This is a genomic window from Janthinobacterium sp. JF4 (genome assembly GCF_059617925.1).
On record NZ_JCAQAV010000001.1, the window covers coordinates 226,812 to 244,565 of the forward strand.

Below are 17,754 nucleotides of genomic sequence, written 5' to 3' on the forward strand. Positions count from 1 at the left end.
CCCGCATAGTAAAGGAAAATACCTTGTTTGCCCTGAAAACCCTGCGCCGCGAGACCGGCGCTTCCGCACTTCCTGCCCTGCGGCTGATCGCCGCCGCCGCCCTGGCGACGACCCTGGCGGCCTGTTCCAAGCCTGCCGTCAAAGTGGAAGACGTGCGCCCCGTGCGCGCGATCGTGTTGTCTAGCAGCAATGTTGATGTGAGTGCCGAGCTGTCGGGCGAGGTCGTGCCCCGCGTCGTATCGCAGCTGGGCTTTCGCGTGGGCGGCAAGATCGTCGCGCGCAAGGTCGACGTGGGCGCCAGCGTCAAGAAGGGGCAAGTGTTGATGCAGCTCGATCCTGTCGACTTGCAACTGTCGCAGGCGCAGGCCAAGGCGTCACTGGTCAGCGCGGAAACGAGCCGCGACCTGGCGCGCGCGGAATTGAAGCGCTACCAGGATTTGCGCGAGAAAAATTTCGTCAGCCAGGCCGTGCTCGATGGCAAGGATGCCACCTACAAGGCGGCGCAGGCGAACGTGGAAGCGGCGCAAGCCCTGTACCGGGGCCAGGCCAACCAGTCCGGTTATGCCAGCTTGCTGGCCGACGTCGATGGCGTCGTCACGCGCATCGAGGCCGAGGTGGGGCAGGTGGTGGCGCCAGGCGCGCCTGTGGTGCAAGTGGCCAAAAGTGGCGAGAAGGAAGTCGTGATCGGCATTCCCGAAGACAAGGTGGAAACCTTGCGCGGCGTCAAGGATGTGGTGGTGCGCCTGTGGGCCGACCCGAAGCAGGCGCTGCCGGGCAAGATACGCGAAGTGTCGCCCGTGGCCGATGCGGCCACGCGCACCTATATCGCCAAAGTCAGCATCCCGGACGCGCCGCAGGCACGCCTGGGCATGACGGCCGTGGTGCAGTTCGCCTCGCAAACGGCCACGCCGCAGATCAAGGTGCCGTTGACGGCCCTGTTCAACGAGAAATCGCAAAGCTCCGTGTGGGTGGTGGAAAACGGCGCCGTGAAGCTCGTGCCGGTGACGGTGGGTGGCGTGGCGGGCAATGAGTTGCTGCTGACCTCGGGCGTGAAAGCGGGGCAGACCGTGGTCACGGCCGGCGTGAACCTGCTCAAGCCGGGCCAGAAAGTGACCATTCTCGGCGCCGAACTGGCCAGCAAGCCTGATGTGGCCGCTGCCCCCGTCAGCGTGGGTGCGGCCAAATGAAGGGCGGCTTCAATCTGTCGCGCTGGGCGCTCGAACACATCCCGCTGACGCGCTACCTGATGGCCGTGCTGCTGATCGGCGGCATGCTCAGCTACGCCAGCCTGGGCCAGGATGAAGATCCCCCGTTCACCTTCCGCGCCATGGTGCTGCAAGCCTATTGGCCCGGCGCCACGGCCTTGCAGATGGCCGAGCAGGTGACGGACAAGCTGGAAAAGAAACTGCAGGAAACGCCGTATATCGACGAGATCACCAGCTATTCGAAGCCGGGCGAAACCTTGATCCTGCTGGAGCTGCGCGAATCGGCGCCGCCCAAGGAAACGGCGGCCGCCTGGTACCAGGTGCGCAAGAAGATCGGCGACATCCAGGGCACCTTGCCGGCCGGCGTCGTGGGCCCGTTCTTCAATGACGAGTTCGGCGACACGTATGGTTCCATCTTTGCCCTGTCCGGCGACGGTTTTACGTACGCGGAAATGAAGGATTACGCGGACAAGGTACGCCAGGAACTGCTGGCCGTGGGACAGGTATCGAAGGTGGAACTGTTCGGCGTGCAGGATGAAAAGATCAATATCATCTTTTCGCACAAGAAATTTGCCCAGTTGGGCATTCCTTTCGACGCCATCGTGCAGCAACTGTCCGCGCAAAACAGCATCAGCGCCACCGGCGTGCTGGTGACGCCGACGGACAATCTGCAAGTACGCGTGACGGGCGCCATGGTGACCGTCAAGGACCTGGAAAACCTGGAGCTGCGCGCCAACGGCACCACCTTCCGCCTCGGCGATTTTGCCACCGTGAAACGCGAATTCGTCGATCCGCCCAAGGACAAGATGCGTTTCAACGGCAAGGAAGTAATTGGCCTGGGCGTGTCGATGGAAAAGGGCGGCAACATCATCGACATGGGCAAGGCCTTGCAGGCGACCGTCACGCGCATGAAGAGTGAATTGCCGGTCGGCATAGAACTGCAGCGCGTGTCGAACCAGCCGGAAGCCGTGTCCGCCTCCGTGGGCGAGTTCGTGCATACCTTGATCGAAGCCATCCTGATCGTGCTGGCCGTCAGCTTCGTCGCGCTGGGCTTGCACACGAAGCCGCTGCGCATCGACGTGCGCCCGGGCCTGGTGGTGGCGCTGACCATCCCCCTGGTGCTGGCCGTCACCTTCCTGTTCATGCGCCTGCTCGACATCGACTTGCACAAGATTTCGCTGGGCGCCCTGATCATCGCGCTGGGCTTGCTCGTCGATGACGCCATCATTGCCGTCGAGATGATGGTGCGCAAGATGGAAGAGGGCATGTCGCGCTTCGACGCGGCCACCTTCGCCTACACGTCGACGGCCATGCCCATGCTGACGGGCACCCTGATCACGGTGGCGGGCTTCCTGCCCATCGGCCTGGCCAAGTCGGCCGCCGGTGAATACACGTTTTCCCTGTTCTCCGTCAATGCGCTGGCCCTGATCATCTCGTGGGTGGTGGCCGTCGTCTTCACGCCCTACATCGGCTACGTCTTGCTGAAAGTGAAACCGCACGCGCACAACGACCATGAATTGTTCGATACGCCAAACTTCCGCCGCTTCCGCCGCGCCGTCACCTGGTGCGTGGAATGGCGCAAGACGACGATCGCCGCCACCATGGCCATCTTTGCGCTGGGTATCTACGGCTTTAACTTTATCGAAAAGCAATTCTTCCCCGATTCCAGCCGTCCCGAGCTGATGGTGGAGCTGTGGTCGCCCGAAGGCACGACCTTTGCGGCGAACGAACAACAGGTGAAGAAATTCGAAGCCTTCGTCGGCAAGCTCGACGGTGTGGAAAGCGTTACCAGCTATGTGGGCACGGGCAGCCCCCGTTTCTATCTGCCGCTGGACCAGATCTTCCCGCAGACGAATGTGTCGCAAGTGGTGGTCTTGCCGAAGAGCCTGGCCGACCGTGAACGCTTGCGCCAGCAAATCGTCGATGTCTTCAAGAAGGATTTCCCGGAAGTACGAGGCCGCGTAAAACTGTTGCCGAACGGACCGCCCGTGCCGTATCCCGTGCAATTTCGCGTCACGGGACCGGAAGTGGCCGGTGTGCGGGCCATCGCCGACCAGGTCAAGGATATCCTGCGCGCCAATCCGAACACGCTGGGCGTCAACGACAACTGGAATGAATCGGTGAAAGTATTGCGTCTGGACCTGGACCAGGACAAGATGCGCGCGCTGGGCGTCACTTCGAAAACGGTGATGCAGGCGGCCAATACGATTCTGTCGGGCACGGTCATCGGCCAGTTCCGCGAAGACAATAAGCTGATCGATATCCAGGTGCGCCAGCCCCTGGAAGAGCGGGCGACGATTTCCGTGCTGAATGATACGAATATCCCGACGGCCACGGGCAAGTCCGTGCCCATCTCGCAGCTGGCCCGCGCGCATTTCGTGTGGGAACCGGGTGTCGTCTGGCGCGACAAGCGCGAATGGGCCATTACCGTGCAGTCGGACGTGGTCGACGGCATCCAGGGTGCTACCGTCTCGACGCAGCTGGCGCCGCAGCTCGACGCCTTGCGGGCCAAGATGCCGGACGGCTACCGCATCACCGTGAAAGGTGTCGCGGCCGACAGCGGCGAGGCGGAGGCGTCGATTGCGACCAATCTGCCGCTGGCCATCTTCATTATCTTCACCTTGCTGATGCTGCAGCTGCACAGTTTCTCGCGTTCCCTGCTGGTGTTCCTGACGGGGCCGCTGGGCGTGGCGGGCGCTGCCTTTGCCTTGCTGCTGCTGCACCGTCCGCTGGGCTTCGTCGCCAACCTGGGCATCATCGCGCTGTTCGGCATGATCATCCGCAACTCGGTGATCCTGGTCGACCAGATCGAGCAAGACATCAACGATGGTTCGGCCCCATGGGACGCCATCATCGACTCGGCCGTGCGCCGCTGCCGCCCCATCGTGCTGACGGCGGCAGCCGCCGCGCTGGCCATGATCCCCCTGTCGCGCTCCGTGTTCTGGGGGCCGATGGCCGTCGCCATCATGGGCGGCCTGATCCTGGCGACGGCCTTGACCTTGCTGTTCCTGCCGGCGCTGTATGCGGCGTGGTTCCGGGTCAAGAAGCCGGCGCCGGTGAGCGCAAAAGAAGGCTAGCAGCCAGCGCCAGGGTGCTGGCATAAAAAAGGCGGCATTCCTCTGGGAAATCCAGTAGAATGCCGCCTTTGCTTTACCGAGGGCTTGCTCGTTTAGTCCGCGGTAGCCAGATCGCTCCCGAGTTGTTAAAATCAGGAGCAGCCTGTGGCAAGCAGTACGGTAGTAAAAAATGCGGATGTGGTGGAATTGGTAGACACGCTGGTCTTAGAAGCCAGTGCTTCGGCTTGGGAGTTCGAGTCTCCCCATCCGCACCAATCCGGGTTGTTCCAGCCCGGAGGTGCAGCGCCATCAAGTTGTTCTTCAGCCTCGTTGCAGGCGTCTTTCCTGTTTTCCACTTGCCTTGCCTGTCTTTCCGTCATTCGGAATGCCTTTGTTTGCGCTATTTTTTACCAGAGACCGGGCGGCGGGGCAGGGCTCGGACAGAGATTTGCCTGAAAAATGGCCAAATTGAGGTAAATCAAAGGTTTTTTGGCCGAAATCTTCGCTGTGAGCGCATTTCTTTGTTTCGGACGGGGCGCCAGTTCGCATATACTAATGAACGAAGCAGGCTGGAAAGCCTGTCTCTGGCGAAATAAAGAATGCCGGGGCAAGAGTAAAGACAGGGCACCCCCAGGCTGTGGCGACTGGTTCGCCGCCGCTGGTATCCTCTGTGGCCGGGCTGCAAAGCCAGCCACTTTCCCGAAGTCCTTTGTTATAATGCCACGCTTTACCGAATGATGGCCGGCCCTGCATTTACTTAGAAGCAAGGCTGGACGCTCGGAGCCCTGTCGCAGTACTGGAAGCGGCGGATTGTTTGGTGCCTGGTGCGGGTTCTCCCTCAGCCGGGTAGACCAGGTCCATTGTCCTGTTTGCAGTACTTTTACAGATGAATATGCGAGCGAGTGAAGCTGGACCCATGTCTTGCCGCCAGTGATGGCGCAAGGGGTCGGGTCTTCTTTTCTCGCACCAACAGTGTTTATTTTTTGGACGATTTTTTACATGGCAACTGCAGTCGAAACCTTGGGCAAACTCGAACGTCGTATCACGATCTCCTTCCCGCTGACGGACGTCCGCACGGAAGTTGAGAAGCGCTTGAAAGTGCAAGCCCGTACGGCTAAGGCACCGGGCTTCCGTCCGGGCAAAGTGCCGTTGAAAATGGTCGCAGCACAATACGGCTACCAAATTGAATCGGAAGTGCTGAATGATAAAGTCGGCCGCGCGTTCAACGACGCCGCCAACGAAAACAATCTGCGCGTGGCCGGTTTCCCGAACATCGTGCCGAAAGAAGAAGCAGGCGAAGGCCAGCTGGCTTTCGACGCAACCTTCGAAGTGTATCCGGAAGTCGCCATCGGCGACCTGACGGCCGTTGAAATCGAAACTGTGCAAGCCGACGTGTCGGAAGCCGAAATCGACAAGACCATCGACATCCTGCGCAAGCAGCGCGTGCACTTCCACACCAAGGGCGAAGCTGGGGAACACGGCGACGGCGGTGAGCCGATCGCTGCCAACGGCGACCGCGTGACCGTCGACTTCGTCGGTGCTATCGACGGCGTTGAATTCCCAGGCGGCAAAGCTGAAGGCTACGCTTTCGTGCTGGGCGAAGGCCGCATGCTGCCAGAATTCGAAGCAGCGACCCTGGGCCTGAAAGTGGGCGAGTCCAAGACTTTCCCATTGTCGTTCCCTGAGGACTACCATGGCAAGGACGTGGCTGGCAAAACCGCTTCGTTCACCATCACGCTGCAAAAGCTGGAATGGGCGCACCTGCCGGAAGTCGATGCCGAATTCGCCAAATCGCTGGGCGTTGCCGATGGCGACCTGGCCAAAATGCGCGAAGACATCAAAGTCAACCTGCAACGTGAAGTCGCTGGCCGCGTGAAAGCACGCAACAAGGAAGCCGTCATGGACGCGCTGATCAAAGTTGCTGAGCTGGAAGTGCCCAAAACGCTGATCGCTCAGGATTCCGAGCGCCTGGCCGAAATGACCCGTCAAGACATGGCGCAGCGCGGCATGAACGTCAAGGACGTACCTTTCCCAGCAGAACTGTTCGCAGAAAAAGCCGAGCGTCGCGTACGCCTGGGCCTGATCCTGTCGCAACTGGTGGGCGACAACAATCTGCAGGCAACGCCTGAGCAAGTCAAGGCGCAAATCGAAGATTTCGCCCAAAGCTACGAAGATCCACGCGAAGTGCTGAAGTACTACTACAGCGACCGTCGTCGTCTGGGTGAGATCGAAGCCCTTGTATTGGAAGAAAACGTCGTCACTTACGTGTTGGGCCTGTCGAAAGTCACGACGAAAGCAGTTGCTTTCGACGAACTGATGGGAAGCAACGCACAAGCGTAAACCAGTTGGTATCCGGATGCCATGATTGCTGAAAAGTACTGATGGCTTCCTCTAACTGCTTCACAAGGAAATGAAATGACAGGTATGAACCGTAATCCGGCGCTGGACACAGAGATGCTCGGCCTGGTGCCGATGGTGGTGGAACAAAGCGGTCGCGGCGAGCGCTCGTATGATATTTACTCGCGCCTGCTGAAGGAACGCTTGATTTTCATGGTTGGCCCGGTCAATGACCAGATGGCCAACCTGGTTGTCGCCCAGCTGCTGTTCCTGGAAAGCGAAAATCCGGAAAAGGAAATCTCGCTCTACATCAACTCGCCAGGTGGTTCGGTCTCGGCCGGCATGGCCATCTACGACACCATGCAGTTCATCAAGCCGGACGTCTCGACCCTGTGCACGGGCATGGCTGCCTCGATGGGCGCTTTCCTGCTGGCCGCTGGCGCCAAGGGCAAGCGTTTCTCGCTGCCGAACTCGCGCATCATGATTCACCAGCCGTCCGGTGGTTCGCAAGGCATGGCGTCCGATATCGAGATCCAGGCGAAGGAAATCCTTTACCTGCGCACCCGCTTGAACGGCATCATGGCCGAGCGCACGGGCCAGACGATCGAACAGATCGCCAAGGACACTGACCGCGACCGTTTCATGTCCGCCGACGAGGCCGTTGAGTATGGTTTGATCGACAAAGTGTTGACCAGCCGCGCTTGATGAGCCCCTACCGGTATTGCTAAGTACGTAAGTTAACGCCCGGGCGATCAAACGTTCGGGCGTTTCGCTTTTATTTCGGGTAGCATGGAGCTTGTGCGCGTTGTTGACTTGCGCCATGGGTCGTAGCCTTTCCGGGCAGCAACCATTATCCGGCTTGCGATTTTGCAATATTGTTAATGCAGTTCCAACCAAAATGCCTTATGTCAGACAAAAAATCCTCTAGCGGCGAAAAATTACTGTATTGCTCGTTCTGCGGCAAAAGCCAGCACGAGGTGAAGAAACTCATCGCCGGCCCGTCCGTGTTCATTTGCGACGAGTGCATCGACCTGTGCAACGACATCATCCGTGATGAAACGTCGAGCATCGAGACGGTGACCGGTACCAAATCCGACCTGCCGACGCCGCAAGAAATTGCCGCCTTGCTCGATCAGTACGTGATCGGCCAGCAGACTGCCAAGCGCATCCTGTCGGTGGCGGTGTACAACCATTACAAGCGCCTCAAGCACCTGGGCAAGAAAGACGACATCGAACTGGCCAAGAGCAATATCTTGCTGGTCGGTCCTACCGGCTCGGGCAAGACCCTGCTGGCACAGACCCTGGCGCGCATGCTCAACGTGCCGTTCGTGATCGCCGACGCCACCACCCTGACCGAAGCCGGTTACGTGGGTGAAGATGTGGAAAACATCATCCAGAAGTTGCTGCAAAGCTGCAACTATGACGTCGAGAAAGCCCAGCGCGGCATCGTCTACATCGATGAGATCGACAAGATTTCGCGCAAGTCCGACAATCCGTCCATCACGCGCGACGTGTCGGGCGAGGGCGTGCAGCAAGCCTTGTTGAAACTCATCGAAGGCACGATGGCTTCCGTGCCGCCACAAGGCGGCCGCAAGCATCCGAACCAGGATTTCGTGCAGATCGACACGACCAACATCATGTTCATCTGCGGCGGCGCCTTCGACGGCCTGTCGAAAGTGATCGCCAACCGTTCCGAAAAGAGCGGCATCGGCTTCTCTGCCACGGTGCGCAGCAAGTCGCAAAGCTCGGCCAGCGAACTGATGTTGCAAGCGGAACCGGAAGATCTGGTCAAGTTCGGCCTGATCCCTGAGCTGGTCGGCCGTCTGCCCGTCATCGCCACCCTGGCGGAATTGACGGAAGAGGCGCTGATCCAGATCCTGGTCGAGCCGAAGAATGCGCTGATCAAGCAGTATTCGAAGCTGCTCGAGATGGAAGGCGCGGAACTGGAGATTCGTCCGGCCGCCCTGCATGCGATCGCCAAGAAGGCGCTGGCGCGCAAGACCGGTGCCCGTGGCCTGCGTTCCATCCTGGAACATGCTTTGCTGGACGTCATGTACGAACTGCCGAGCGAACAAAATGTGGTGAAGGTCGTCATCGACGAAAATACCATCACCAGCGGCGCCAAACCTTTGTTGATTTATCAAGAGACTGCCAAAGCCTCCGGAGAAAATTGATTACTGCCGAGACAAATGCATAAAAAGGGTTTTGATTCCTTAATGCATGGCAGTACAATTTAAATCAATGAGTGCAGGCTTCAATCGTAAAGCCACTCGCGGCGCTTAGCTGCGCGTGGCTTTTTTACTGTGAAAACTGCATTTGTTACAGTCATGCGGGTGTGTTTTGCGAAATAGACTTTATGTTTGTTTCACAGAATTATTTATTCTCGCCGGTCTTGTGTTTTGGCAGCGAGCGCCAACATCGTAAACACGCTTTCTATAAGGTACGCCATGACAACTTCCAAATTAACTGAGCAAACTCAACTGCCGTTATTGCCGTTGCGGGATGTCGTCGTTTTCCCGCATATGGTGATACCGCTGTTCGTTGGCCGTCCAAAGTCGATCAAGGCGCTGGAAGCTGCGATGGAGCAGGGCAAGAGCATCATGCTTGCCGCTCAAAAAGCAGCCGCGAAGGACGAGCCGTCTCCTTCGGACATCTATGAAATTGGCTGTGTCGCCAATATTCTGCAAATGCTGAAGCTGCCCGATGGCACCGTCAAGGTGCTGGTCGAAGGCGCGCAGCGTGCCCGAATCAACCATATCAGCGATGCGCCGACGCACTTCATCGCCGACCTGACGCCGCTCGAGTCCGAGCCGGGCGACGAGTCGGAAGTCGAAGCCATGCGCCGCGCGATCGTGCAGCAGTTCGACCAGTACGTCAAACTGAACAAAAAGATCCCTCCAGAAATCCTCGCTTCGCTGTCGGGCATCGACGACGCCGGCCGCCTGGCCGACACGGTGGCCGCGCATCTGCCCCTGAAGCTTGAGCAAAAGCAAGTCATCCTGGAAATTTTCAGCGTGGCCAAGCGCCTCGAGCACCTGCTGGGTCAGCTCGAAGGCGAGCTCGACATCCTGCAGGTGGAAAAGCGCATCCGCGGCAGAGTCAAGCGCCAGATGGAAAAGTCGCAGCGCGAGTACTACCTGAACGAGCAAGTCAAGGCGATCCAGAAAGAACTGGGCGAGGGCGAAGATGGCGCCGACCTCGACGAGCTGGAGAAAAAAGTCGCTTCGGCAAAAATGCCGAAGGAAGCGCTCGACAAGGCCACCAACGAGCTGAAAAAGCTGAAATTGATGTCGCCGATGTCGGCCGAAGCCACCGTCGTGCGCAACTACATCGACACCCTGGTCAACTTGCCTTGGAAAAAGAAATCCAAGGTCAATAACGACCTGGCGAATGCGGAAAAAGTGCTCGAAGGCGACCACTACGGCCTCGACAAGGTCAAGGAACGCATCCTGGAGTACCTCGCGGTGCAACAGCGCGTCGACAAGCTGAAAGCGCCTATCCTGTGCTTCGTCGGTCCTCCGGGCGTGGGCAAGACCTCGCTGGGCCAGTCCATCGCCCGCGCGACGAACCGCAAGTTCGTGCGCATGGCCCTGGGCGGCGTGCGCGACGAAGCCGAGATCCGCGGCCACCGCCGCACCTACATCGGCTCGATGCCGGGCAAGATCTTGCAATCGCTGTCGAAAGTCGGCGTGCGCAATCCTTTGTTCCTGCTCGATGAAGTCGACAAGATGGGTGCCGATTTCCGTGGCGATCCTTCGTCGGCCCTGCTGGAAGTGCTCGATCCGGAACAGAACCACACGTTCTCCGACCATTACATCGAAGTCGATTTCGACTTGTCCGACGTGATGTTCGTGGCCACGTCGAACTCGTACAACATTCCGCCAGCCTTGCTTGACCGCATGGAAGTGATCCGTCTGTCCGGTTACACGGAAGATGAGAAGACCAGCATTGCGCAGCGTTATCTGCTGCCGAAGCAGATCAAGAACAATGGCTTGAAGGAAGAGGAAATCTCGGTGGCCGAGTCGGCTTTGCGCGACATCATCCGCTACTACACGCGGGAAGCCGGTGTGCGTTCGCTCGAGCGGGAAGTGTCGAAGATCTGCCGCAAGGTGGTGAAGATGCTGCTGCTGAAGAAATCCGACAAGAAAGTCATCGTCAACTCGAAGAACCTGGATAAATTCCTCGGCGTGCGCCGCTATGATTTCGGTGTCGCAGAGAAAGAAAACCAGGTAGGCCAGGTGGTCGGTCTGGCATGGACGGAAGTGGGCGGCGATCTGCTGACCATCGAAGCCGTGTCGATGCCGGGCAAGGGCGGCATTATCCGCACGGGTACCCTGGGCGACGTCATGAAAGAGTCGATCGAGGCAGCCCGCACGGTGGTGCGCAGCCGGGCACAGCGCCTGGGCATCAAGGCGGACGTGTTCGAGAAGAGCGACATCCACATCCACGTGCCGGAAGGCGCGACACCGAAGGACGGTCCTTCGGCTGGCGCAGCCATGACGGTGGCGATGGTATCGGTCTTCACGGGCATCCCCGTGCGCGCCGACGTGGCGATGACGGGCGAGATCACCTTGCGCGGCGAAGTACTGCCGATTGGCGGCCTGAAAGAAAAGCTGCTGGCGGCCCATCGCGGCGGCATCAAGACGGTCCTGATTCCAGAGCAAAATGTGAAAGACCTGGCCGACATTCCGGACAACGTCAAGAACAAGCTGGAGATTGTGCCCGTGCGCTGGATCGACAAAGTGCTGGAAATCGCCCTCGAGCGCATGCCTGAACCGTTGGCGGAAGTCGCGGCAGTGGAGGCCGTCACGGCTGCCGCAGCCAAGCCTGATGCGGCCGGCGAGGTGGTAAAACACTAACGTTTTACCCCTGTTTTCCCCAAACAAGCGCTTTTAGAGCGCTTGTTTTATATTGAAACGTGAATTGCGCCCCCAAAGCGCTTGACACATATACAGTGTGGCTTGTTTAATACGCCTGCACATTTTTTTCGCCGGACAGCTGTGGTGCCAAAAGTGCCGCAACGATACGGTAAACGTTTTATACCTTTGTAATTGGGGATGCTAGTGAACAAGACTGAATTGATCGACCACATTGCTGAAAAAGCTGACATTTCCAAAGCCGCCGCTGCGCGCGCACTCGACGCTGTTATCGGCGGCGTGACGGAAACTTTGAAAAACAACGACAGCGTGACGCTGGTTGGTTTTGGCACTTTCTCGGTCAGCGAACGCGCTGAGCGTACCGGCCGCAATCCGCGTACCAAGGAAGCGATCACGATCGAAGCAGCAAAAGTTCCAAAATTTAAAGCTGGTAAAGCTTTGAAGGATGCTGTAAACTAACGGACTTCGGTGAGGTGACAATCACCGGAAACATTTGGCGGCGCCCCCGGGTGCCGCAATTTCAGGGTTGAAGTTCTTCGAATCGCAACCCTGGATGCAAATGCAAGCAGTACTGTGTATTTTTCGGAGTGGTAGTTCAGTTGGTTAGAATGCCGGCCTGTCACGTCGGAGGTCGCGGGTTCGAGTCCCGTCCGCTCCGCCAAAAAAATACGCTCTTAAGGAGTGGTAGTTCAGTTGGTTAGAATACCGGCCTGTCACGTCGGGGGTCGCGGGTTCGAGTCCCGTCCGCTCCGCCAGAATATAGAAGCCCGCGCTGCTGAATAAGTAGCGCGGGTTTTTCTTTTCCAGCGCCAGATTATCTCGGCGCGCCTGCTTTTAAAATCCCATCGTGCCGTTTTGAATAAAAACGCCTGCGTTTAAATCCCCTTTAAGCTGCGTCGGGTTAAATGCCTGAGCCTGGCGCCTTGTCGCCCGCGCGGCGCCAGAGCAGGGCGCGCGCCCTGATTTACTCTTGCTATAGCGCTATGGGCATTGTAGAATCAGGAGATAATGGCTTGGGCGTCAGAATCCTGCTTTAGTTCCAGCGCCAAGTTGTTGAATCTAAAGGGGAAGTGGACATCTGTCCCGTCCATTCCGCCGAAGAAATCAAGGCGAACGCATGTTCGCCTTTTTTTATAGTGATCCACTCATCCCGAATTGGCTGACCATGTTTGAATTTATTCGTACCCATCGACGCTTGATGCAGTTTCTCTTGATGCTGGTCATCGTCCCGTCTTTTGCACTGGTCGGTATCAGCGGCTACCAAAGCTTCGGCGATGGCGCGAACACCATCGCCAAGGTCGGCGACCAGGTCGTTACGCAGCAGCAATATGAAGAAGCGCAACGCCAGCAGATCGACCGCTATCGCCAGATGATGGGCGAGCAGTTCGACCAGAAAATGTTTGACACGCCGGAAGCGCGCCAGAGCATCCTCGACAACCTGATCGCCGAGCGCGCCGTGGCCGCCGAAGTGGGCCGTAGCCACTTGGTCATCAGCGATGCCGTGCTGCAAAAGGAAGTGCTGGAAATCCCGGGCTTGACCTTGCCGGACGGTAAATTTGACCTGGAACGCTACAAGGCCATGCTGGCCGCCCAAGGCATGACGCCGCAGATGTACGATGCGCGCCGTCGCAGCGACCTGGCCCTGCAGCAACTGGCCGGCGCAGTGCAAGGCACCGCCTTCGCGCCTAGCACCGTCTCCAAGCGCCTGTCCGACATCACCTCGGAAGAGCGTGAAGTGCAGGAACTGCTGCTGCCGATTGCCCAGTACGTGCCGGAAGTCAAAGTGACGGATGCCATGATCAAGGCTTTCTATGACAAGAACGGCAAGTTCTTCGAAATTCCGGAACAAGCCAAGGTCGAATACGTCGTGCTCGACGACAGCGCCGCCGGCGAACAAGTCGATGTCACCGATGCCGACGTGACCAGCTACTACGCGAAGAACCAGAAAGCCTACACGACGGAAGAAGCGCGCCAGGCCAGCCATATCCTCGTAGCCGTCAAGAAAGACGCATCGGCCGCCGACAAGGCCGCCGCCAAGGCCAAGGCTGAAGCCATCCTGGCTGACGTGCGCAAGACGCCTGCCAGCTTTGCCGCCGTGGCGAAAGCCAAGTCGGAAGATCCGGCCTCCGCCGAGCAGGGCGGCGATCTGGGCGTGATTGGCAAGGATGGCTTGCCTGCGCCGTTGCTGAACGCCGTAGCGAAACTCAAGCAAGGCGAAATCAGCGATGTCGTCGCTTCCGATTTCGGCTTCCACATCCTGACGGTCACTTCGCTCAAGCCACAGCACGTGAAAGCGCTGGACGAAGTGCGCGGCGAAATCACGGCCGATCTGCGCAAGCAATTTGCTGCCAAGAAGTATTCGGAAATGGCGGAAACGTTCACCAACACGGTCTACGAGCAATCGGATAGCCTGAAGCCGGTGGCCGACAAGCTGAAACTGAAAGTGGAAACCGTCGCCAACCTGTCGCGCACGCCGTCGCCGGCACTGGGCACGGCGCCGTTCAACAACGCCAAGTTCCTGACCGTCATCTTCTCGAACGACTCGCTGAAAGACAAGCGCAACACGGAAGCCGTCACCGTCGCACCGAACGTGCTGATCGCCGGCCGCGTGGTGGAATTCAAGCCAGCCTCGAAGCGTCCGCTGGCCGAAGTCGAAGCGATGATCCGTCAGCGCGTGACACTGGAAGAAGCGGAAAAGCTGGCCAGGAAAGCGGGCGAGACCAAGCTGGCGGCCTTGAAAGCCTCGGGCGACGCGACCGGTTTCGGCGCCGCGCAATGGGTATCGCGCAGCAAGCTTGACGGCATCAACCGTGCCGCCATCGCGCAAGTCATGAAAGCTGACACGAGCAAGCTGCCAGCCTATGTGGGCGTGGATCTGCCAGCCCTGGGCTACGGCATCTACCGCATCGCCAAGGTGCAGCAGCCGGCGCAAGTGGATGCAGCGCGCCGCCAGCAAGAGAAAGACCAGATCAGCGGCATCCTGGCACAACAGGAAATGTTCGATTACGTCGAATACCTGAAAGCCAAGGCCAAGGTGAAGATCGTCAAGCCGGTCACCACCCCAGCCGCCGCAGCGCCGGAAGCGCCGTAAGATTTAGTTTCTTCGCATAAAAATAGCCGCTTTCAAGCGGCTATTTTTTTGTCTGCGGAATCGACGGACTTACTTGGCTTTCAGCAACGGCGCCAGTTGCGGCCAGATATTTTTCAGAATGGTCGGATGCGCCTTTGCGTTCGGGTGCATGCGGTCGGCCTGGAACAGCTGCGGCTGGTCGGCGATGCCTTCGAACATGAAGGGCACCAATGGCGCCTTCCATTCCTTGGCCAGCTTGCCGTACACGCCATAGAACTGCTCGCCATAGGCGCGGCCATAGTTGGGCGGCATGCGCATGCCTACCAGCACCACTTGCGCGCCCGATTTTTTGGCCGCCTCGCCCATGGCGCGCAGATTCGCCTCGGCCGCCGCCACGGGCAAGCCGCGCAAGCCGTCGTTGGCGCCCAGTTCGATCAGCACGACATCGGGCTGGTGCTTGGCCAGCAGGGCAGGCAGGCGCGCGCGTCCGCCGCTGGTGGTCTCGCCGCTGATGCTGGCGTTGACGATGCGCGTATCGTTCTTTTGCGCTGCCAGCCGCTGTTCCAGCAGCGCCACCCAGCCCGTGCCCCGTGCCAGCCCATACTCGGCCGAGAGACTGTCGCCGAGCACCAGCAGCGTTTTTGGTGCAGAATAGGCGTTCGCCATGCCGGATACCAGCAGCAGGGCTGCCGCAGGAAGCAGGGACAGCGTGCGCCGCCGCATGCGGTTGTTGCCCTTGACACTTATTTGTTCACGAAATTTTTTAAGATAGATCAGCATGCCCGAATTCCCTAAAGCGACTTCCACCAGTTTTCTCCCGTCAGAAGCAGCGGCCCAGCGGCCCGCCGCACCCAGCAGCCAAAATGCCCAGCCGGCCATCGAAGTGGTCCAGCTGGCCAAGCGCGTACCCGATGCCGATGGTGAGCTGACCATCCTGCATCAAGTCGATTTTACCGTGCAAACGGCGGAGACGCTGGCCATCGTCGGCGCCTCCGGTTCCGGCAAGTCCACTTTGCTGGGCTTGCTGGCCGGCCTGGACACGCCCAGCGAAGGCAAGGTCATCCTCGATGGCACCGATATCTTCGCGCTCGACGAAGACGGCCGCGCCGGTTTCCGCAAGGAAAAGCTCGGTTTCGTGTTCCAGTCGTTCCAGCTGCTGGCCCACCTGACGGCGCTGGAAAACGTCATGCTGCCGCTGGAATTGCGCGGCGACCCGGATGCGAAGGAAAAGGCGCAAGCCATGCTGGGCAGAGTGAACCTGGGCAGCCGCCTGAAGCACTATCCGAAATACCTGTCCGGCGGCGAGCAGCAGCGCGTGGCGCTGGCGCGCGCCTTCGTCACGGAACCGCCGCTGCTGTTCGCCGACGAACCGACGGGCAGCCTCGATGCGACCACGGGCGAGGCCGTGATCCAGCTGATGTTCGAGCTGAACCGCGAACGGGGCTCGACCCTGGTGCTCGTCACGCACGACAGTTCGATCGCGGCCCGCTGTGGCCGCACCATCACGATTGCGGCGGGCAGGCTGGTGTGATTGCTGCTGGTGATTGTCGGATTACGCGCTGCGCTAATCCGACCTACCCGACCTACCCGACCTCCGGGCCGTAGGTTGGATTAGCGCAGCGTAATCCAACACCACCGCACCGCATATCTATGCCGACAAGGCATTGATCAGCTTGCGTATCGCCGGGATCAATTCCCCCGCCGTCAGGCCGATGGGGCCGCTGCCTGCGGCCACCAGCGCGTCAGCGGCCGCCCCATGCAGCCACACGGCGCCAAGCGCCGCTTCCCATTCCGGCCAGCCCTGCGCCAGCAAGCTGCCGCACAGGCCGGACAACACGTCGCCCGTGCCGGCCGTCGCCAGCGCGGGGCCGCCCGTGTTGTTGATGACGATGCCACCATCGGGCGCGGCGATCACCGTGCCCGAACCTTTCAGCACCACGATGACGCCCAGCTGCGTGGCCAGCTGGCGCGCCGCGCCCAGGCGGTCGGCTTGCACCTCGGCTACCGTCATGTCGAGCAAACGCGCCGCTTCCAGCGGATGCGGGGTCAATATCGTCGCCCCCGCGCCCGTGCGCACGGCCAGCGCCGATTGCAGTTCCGGCTCGGCCGCCATCAGGTTCAGCGCGTCCGCGTCCAGCAGCAGCGGGCTGTCGCTCTCGAACGTGCGCTGCAGCAGCTCCACCGTATCGACGTCGTCGCCGAGGCCGGGGCCCGCCACCAGCGCGGCGAAGTGCAGGCCCGAGAAATCCACGTCCCTGGCGTGCCGGCACATCAGCTCCGGCTGGCCGCTGTCAAACGGGGGCGGTGCGTCGGGAAAGGCGATATACACTCTTCCCGCGCCCGCATGCAGGGCCGTGCGGGCCGCCAGGATGGGCGCGCCGGCCATGCCTTGTGCGCCGCCGATGATGGCCACGCTGCCGTAGCTGCCCTTGTGCGTGTTCTGGCGGCGCGGCTGCAACTGGCGGGCGAACAGGTGCAGGCCGCCCAGCTGGGCCCTGGCGGGAGGCAGCAGGGAAGGGTCGATGGCCAGCGCGGCCACTTCCACTTCCCCCGCGTAGTCGCGGCCGTTCGCCGTGTGCAGGCCCGGCTTGTCGCCGATGAAGGTGAGCGTATGCGTGGCGCGGATGGCGACGCCGTCGATGGCGCCCGTGTCCGCGTGCAGGCCGCTGGGCACGTCGAGCGCCAGCACGGGGCAATCGAGATTGTTGACCAGCTGCGCCATGTCACGGCACTCGCCATCCAGGGGCCGCGACGCGCCGATGCCGAACAGGCCATCGATGACGAGGTGCCATGGCGCCGCGCCCACCGCAGCCGAAGCCATGGAGGTCGTCCCGTCCATGAAGCGGGCGGCGCTGTTGCGCGCGCGGCTCAGCGCCTGTTCGCGTTCGGGCGACGTGGCTTGCGCCTCGGGCGCCAGCCAGACGAGCACCTCGGTGCCGCTGCCGGCCAGGTGCGCGGCCGCTTCCAGCGCGTCGCCGCCGTTGTCGCCCGGGCCGGCCAGCACCAGCACGCGCCGGTGGCCCGCGCCGTCCTCATTTTCCTGGGCGTGCAGCAGCTTCAGGGCGGCACTGGCGGCGGCCTGGCCCGCGCGCTGCATCAGCAACCCTTGCGGCAGGTCTTGCATGGCCGCTTGTTCGATGGCGCGCAGTTCGGCGATGGAGTACAGCGCAAGGGTGCTACCGGCAGTGTCAATCAGGGTCATGGGGTGT

The 17,754-nt window shown here is 60.3% G+C and carries 11 protein-coding genes and 3 tRNA genes; 12 read left to right on the top strand and 2 right to left on the bottom strand.

Annotated features, from left to right (window positions below; all coding sequences use genetic code 11):
- The first annotated feature begins 23 nt into the window (after positions 1-23).
- The 11 genes from AC54AF_RS00915 to AC54AF_RS00965 all read left to right on the top strand — a co-directional run bounded on the left by AC54AF_RS00915 (position 24) and on the right by AC54AF_RS00965 (position 14,566).
- The gene (locus AC54AF_RS00915; RefSeq protein ID WP_496634651.1) at positions 24-1,187 is read left to right on the top strand and encodes an efflux RND transporter periplasmic adaptor subunit; all 1,164 of its coding nucleotides are present in this window, start codon (positions 24-26) and stop codon (positions 1,185-1,187) included.
- Positions 1,184-4,282 carry an efflux RND transporter permease subunit gene (locus tag AC54AF_RS00920; protein WP_496634653.1) on the top strand — a complete coding sequence of 1,033 codons (3,099 nt, stop codon included), beginning with the start codon at positions 1,184-1,186 and terminating at the stop codon, positions 4,280-4,282. The genes AC54AF_RS00915 and AC54AF_RS00920 overlap by 4 nt, the downstream gene beginning before the upstream one ends.
- Positions 4,283-4,453: 171 nt before the next feature.
- Positions 4,454-4,536: transfer RNA gene (locus tag AC54AF_RS00925), tRNA-Leu, on the top strand.
- A 724-nt stretch (positions 4,537-5,260) separates the two neighbouring features.
- The gene (tig, locus tag AC54AF_RS00930) at positions 5,261-6,601 is read left to right on the top strand and encodes a trigger factor (RefSeq protein WP_496634956.1); all 1,341 of its coding nucleotides are present in this window, start codon (positions 5,261-5,263) and stop codon (positions 6,599-6,601) included.
- A gap of 84 nt (positions 6,602-6,685) precedes the next feature.
- Entirely contained in the window at positions 6,686-7,303 is a 618-nt protein-coding gene (clpP, locus tag AC54AF_RS00935; protein ID WP_369811567.1) for an ATP-dependent Clp endopeptidase proteolytic subunit ClpP, read from the top strand.
- A 200-nt stretch (positions 7,304-7,503) separates the two neighbouring features.
- Positions 7,504-8,772, top strand: a complete 1,269-nt coding sequence (clpX, locus tag AC54AF_RS00940) for an ATP-dependent Clp protease ATP-binding subunit ClpX (RefSeq protein ID WP_010398446.1) — start codon at positions 7,504-7,506, stop codon at positions 8,770-8,772.
- A gap of 273 nt (positions 8,773-9,045) precedes the next feature.
- Complete coding sequence (gene lon / locus AC54AF_RS00945) at positions 9,046-11,457, top strand: endopeptidase La (protein WP_131686103.1); 2,412 nt, start codon at positions 9,046-9,048, stop codon at positions 11,455-11,457.
- Between the two features lie 204 nt (positions 11,458-11,661).
- On the top strand, positions 11,662-11,934 hold the full coding sequence (locus AC54AF_RS00950; RefSeq protein WP_010398442.1) for an HU family DNA-binding protein: 273 nt from the start codon (positions 11,662-11,664) through the stop codon (positions 11,932-11,934).
- Positions 11,935-12,059: 125 nt separating this feature from the next.
- Positions 12,060-12,136, top strand: a tRNA-Asp gene (locus tag AC54AF_RS00955).
- A gap of 17 nt (positions 12,137-12,153) precedes the next feature.
- Positions 12,154-12,230, top strand: a tRNA-Asp gene (locus AC54AF_RS00960).
- A 410-nt stretch (positions 12,231-12,640) separates the two neighbouring features.
- Positions 12,641-14,566 (top strand): SurA N-terminal domain-containing protein, encoded by a 1,926-nt coding sequence (locus tag AC54AF_RS00965; RefSeq protein WP_496634655.1) that lies wholly within the window; start codon positions 12,641-12,643, stop codon positions 14,564-14,566.
- A 69-nt stretch (positions 14,567-14,635) separates the two neighbouring features.
- On the opposite strand, the gene AC54AF_RS00970 is transcribed toward AC54AF_RS00965, so the two are convergent.
- The gene (locus tag AC54AF_RS00970; RefSeq protein ID WP_496634958.1) at positions 14,636-15,268 is read right to left on the bottom strand and encodes an arylesterase; all 633 of its coding nucleotides are present in this window, start codon (positions 15,266-15,268) and stop codon (positions 14,636-14,638) included.
- A 55-nt stretch (positions 15,269-15,323) separates the two neighbouring features.
- Between AC54AF_RS00970 and AC54AF_RS00975 the strand changes: the two genes are divergently transcribed.
- Positions 15,324-16,076 (top strand): ABC transporter ATP-binding protein, encoded by a 753-nt coding sequence (locus tag AC54AF_RS00975; RefSeq protein ID WP_496634657.1) that lies wholly within the window; start codon positions 15,324-15,326, stop codon positions 16,074-16,076.
- Between the two features lie 117 nt (positions 16,077-16,193).
- Here AC54AF_RS00975 and AC54AF_RS00980 read toward each other — a convergent pair whose 3' ends face one another.
- Positions 16,194-17,747 (bottom strand): NAD(P)H-hydrate dehydratase, encoded by a 1,554-nt coding sequence (locus AC54AF_RS00980; protein WP_496634659.1) that lies wholly within the window; start codon positions 17,745-17,747, stop codon positions 16,194-16,196.
- Positions 17,748-17,754: the final 7 nt, after the last annotated feature.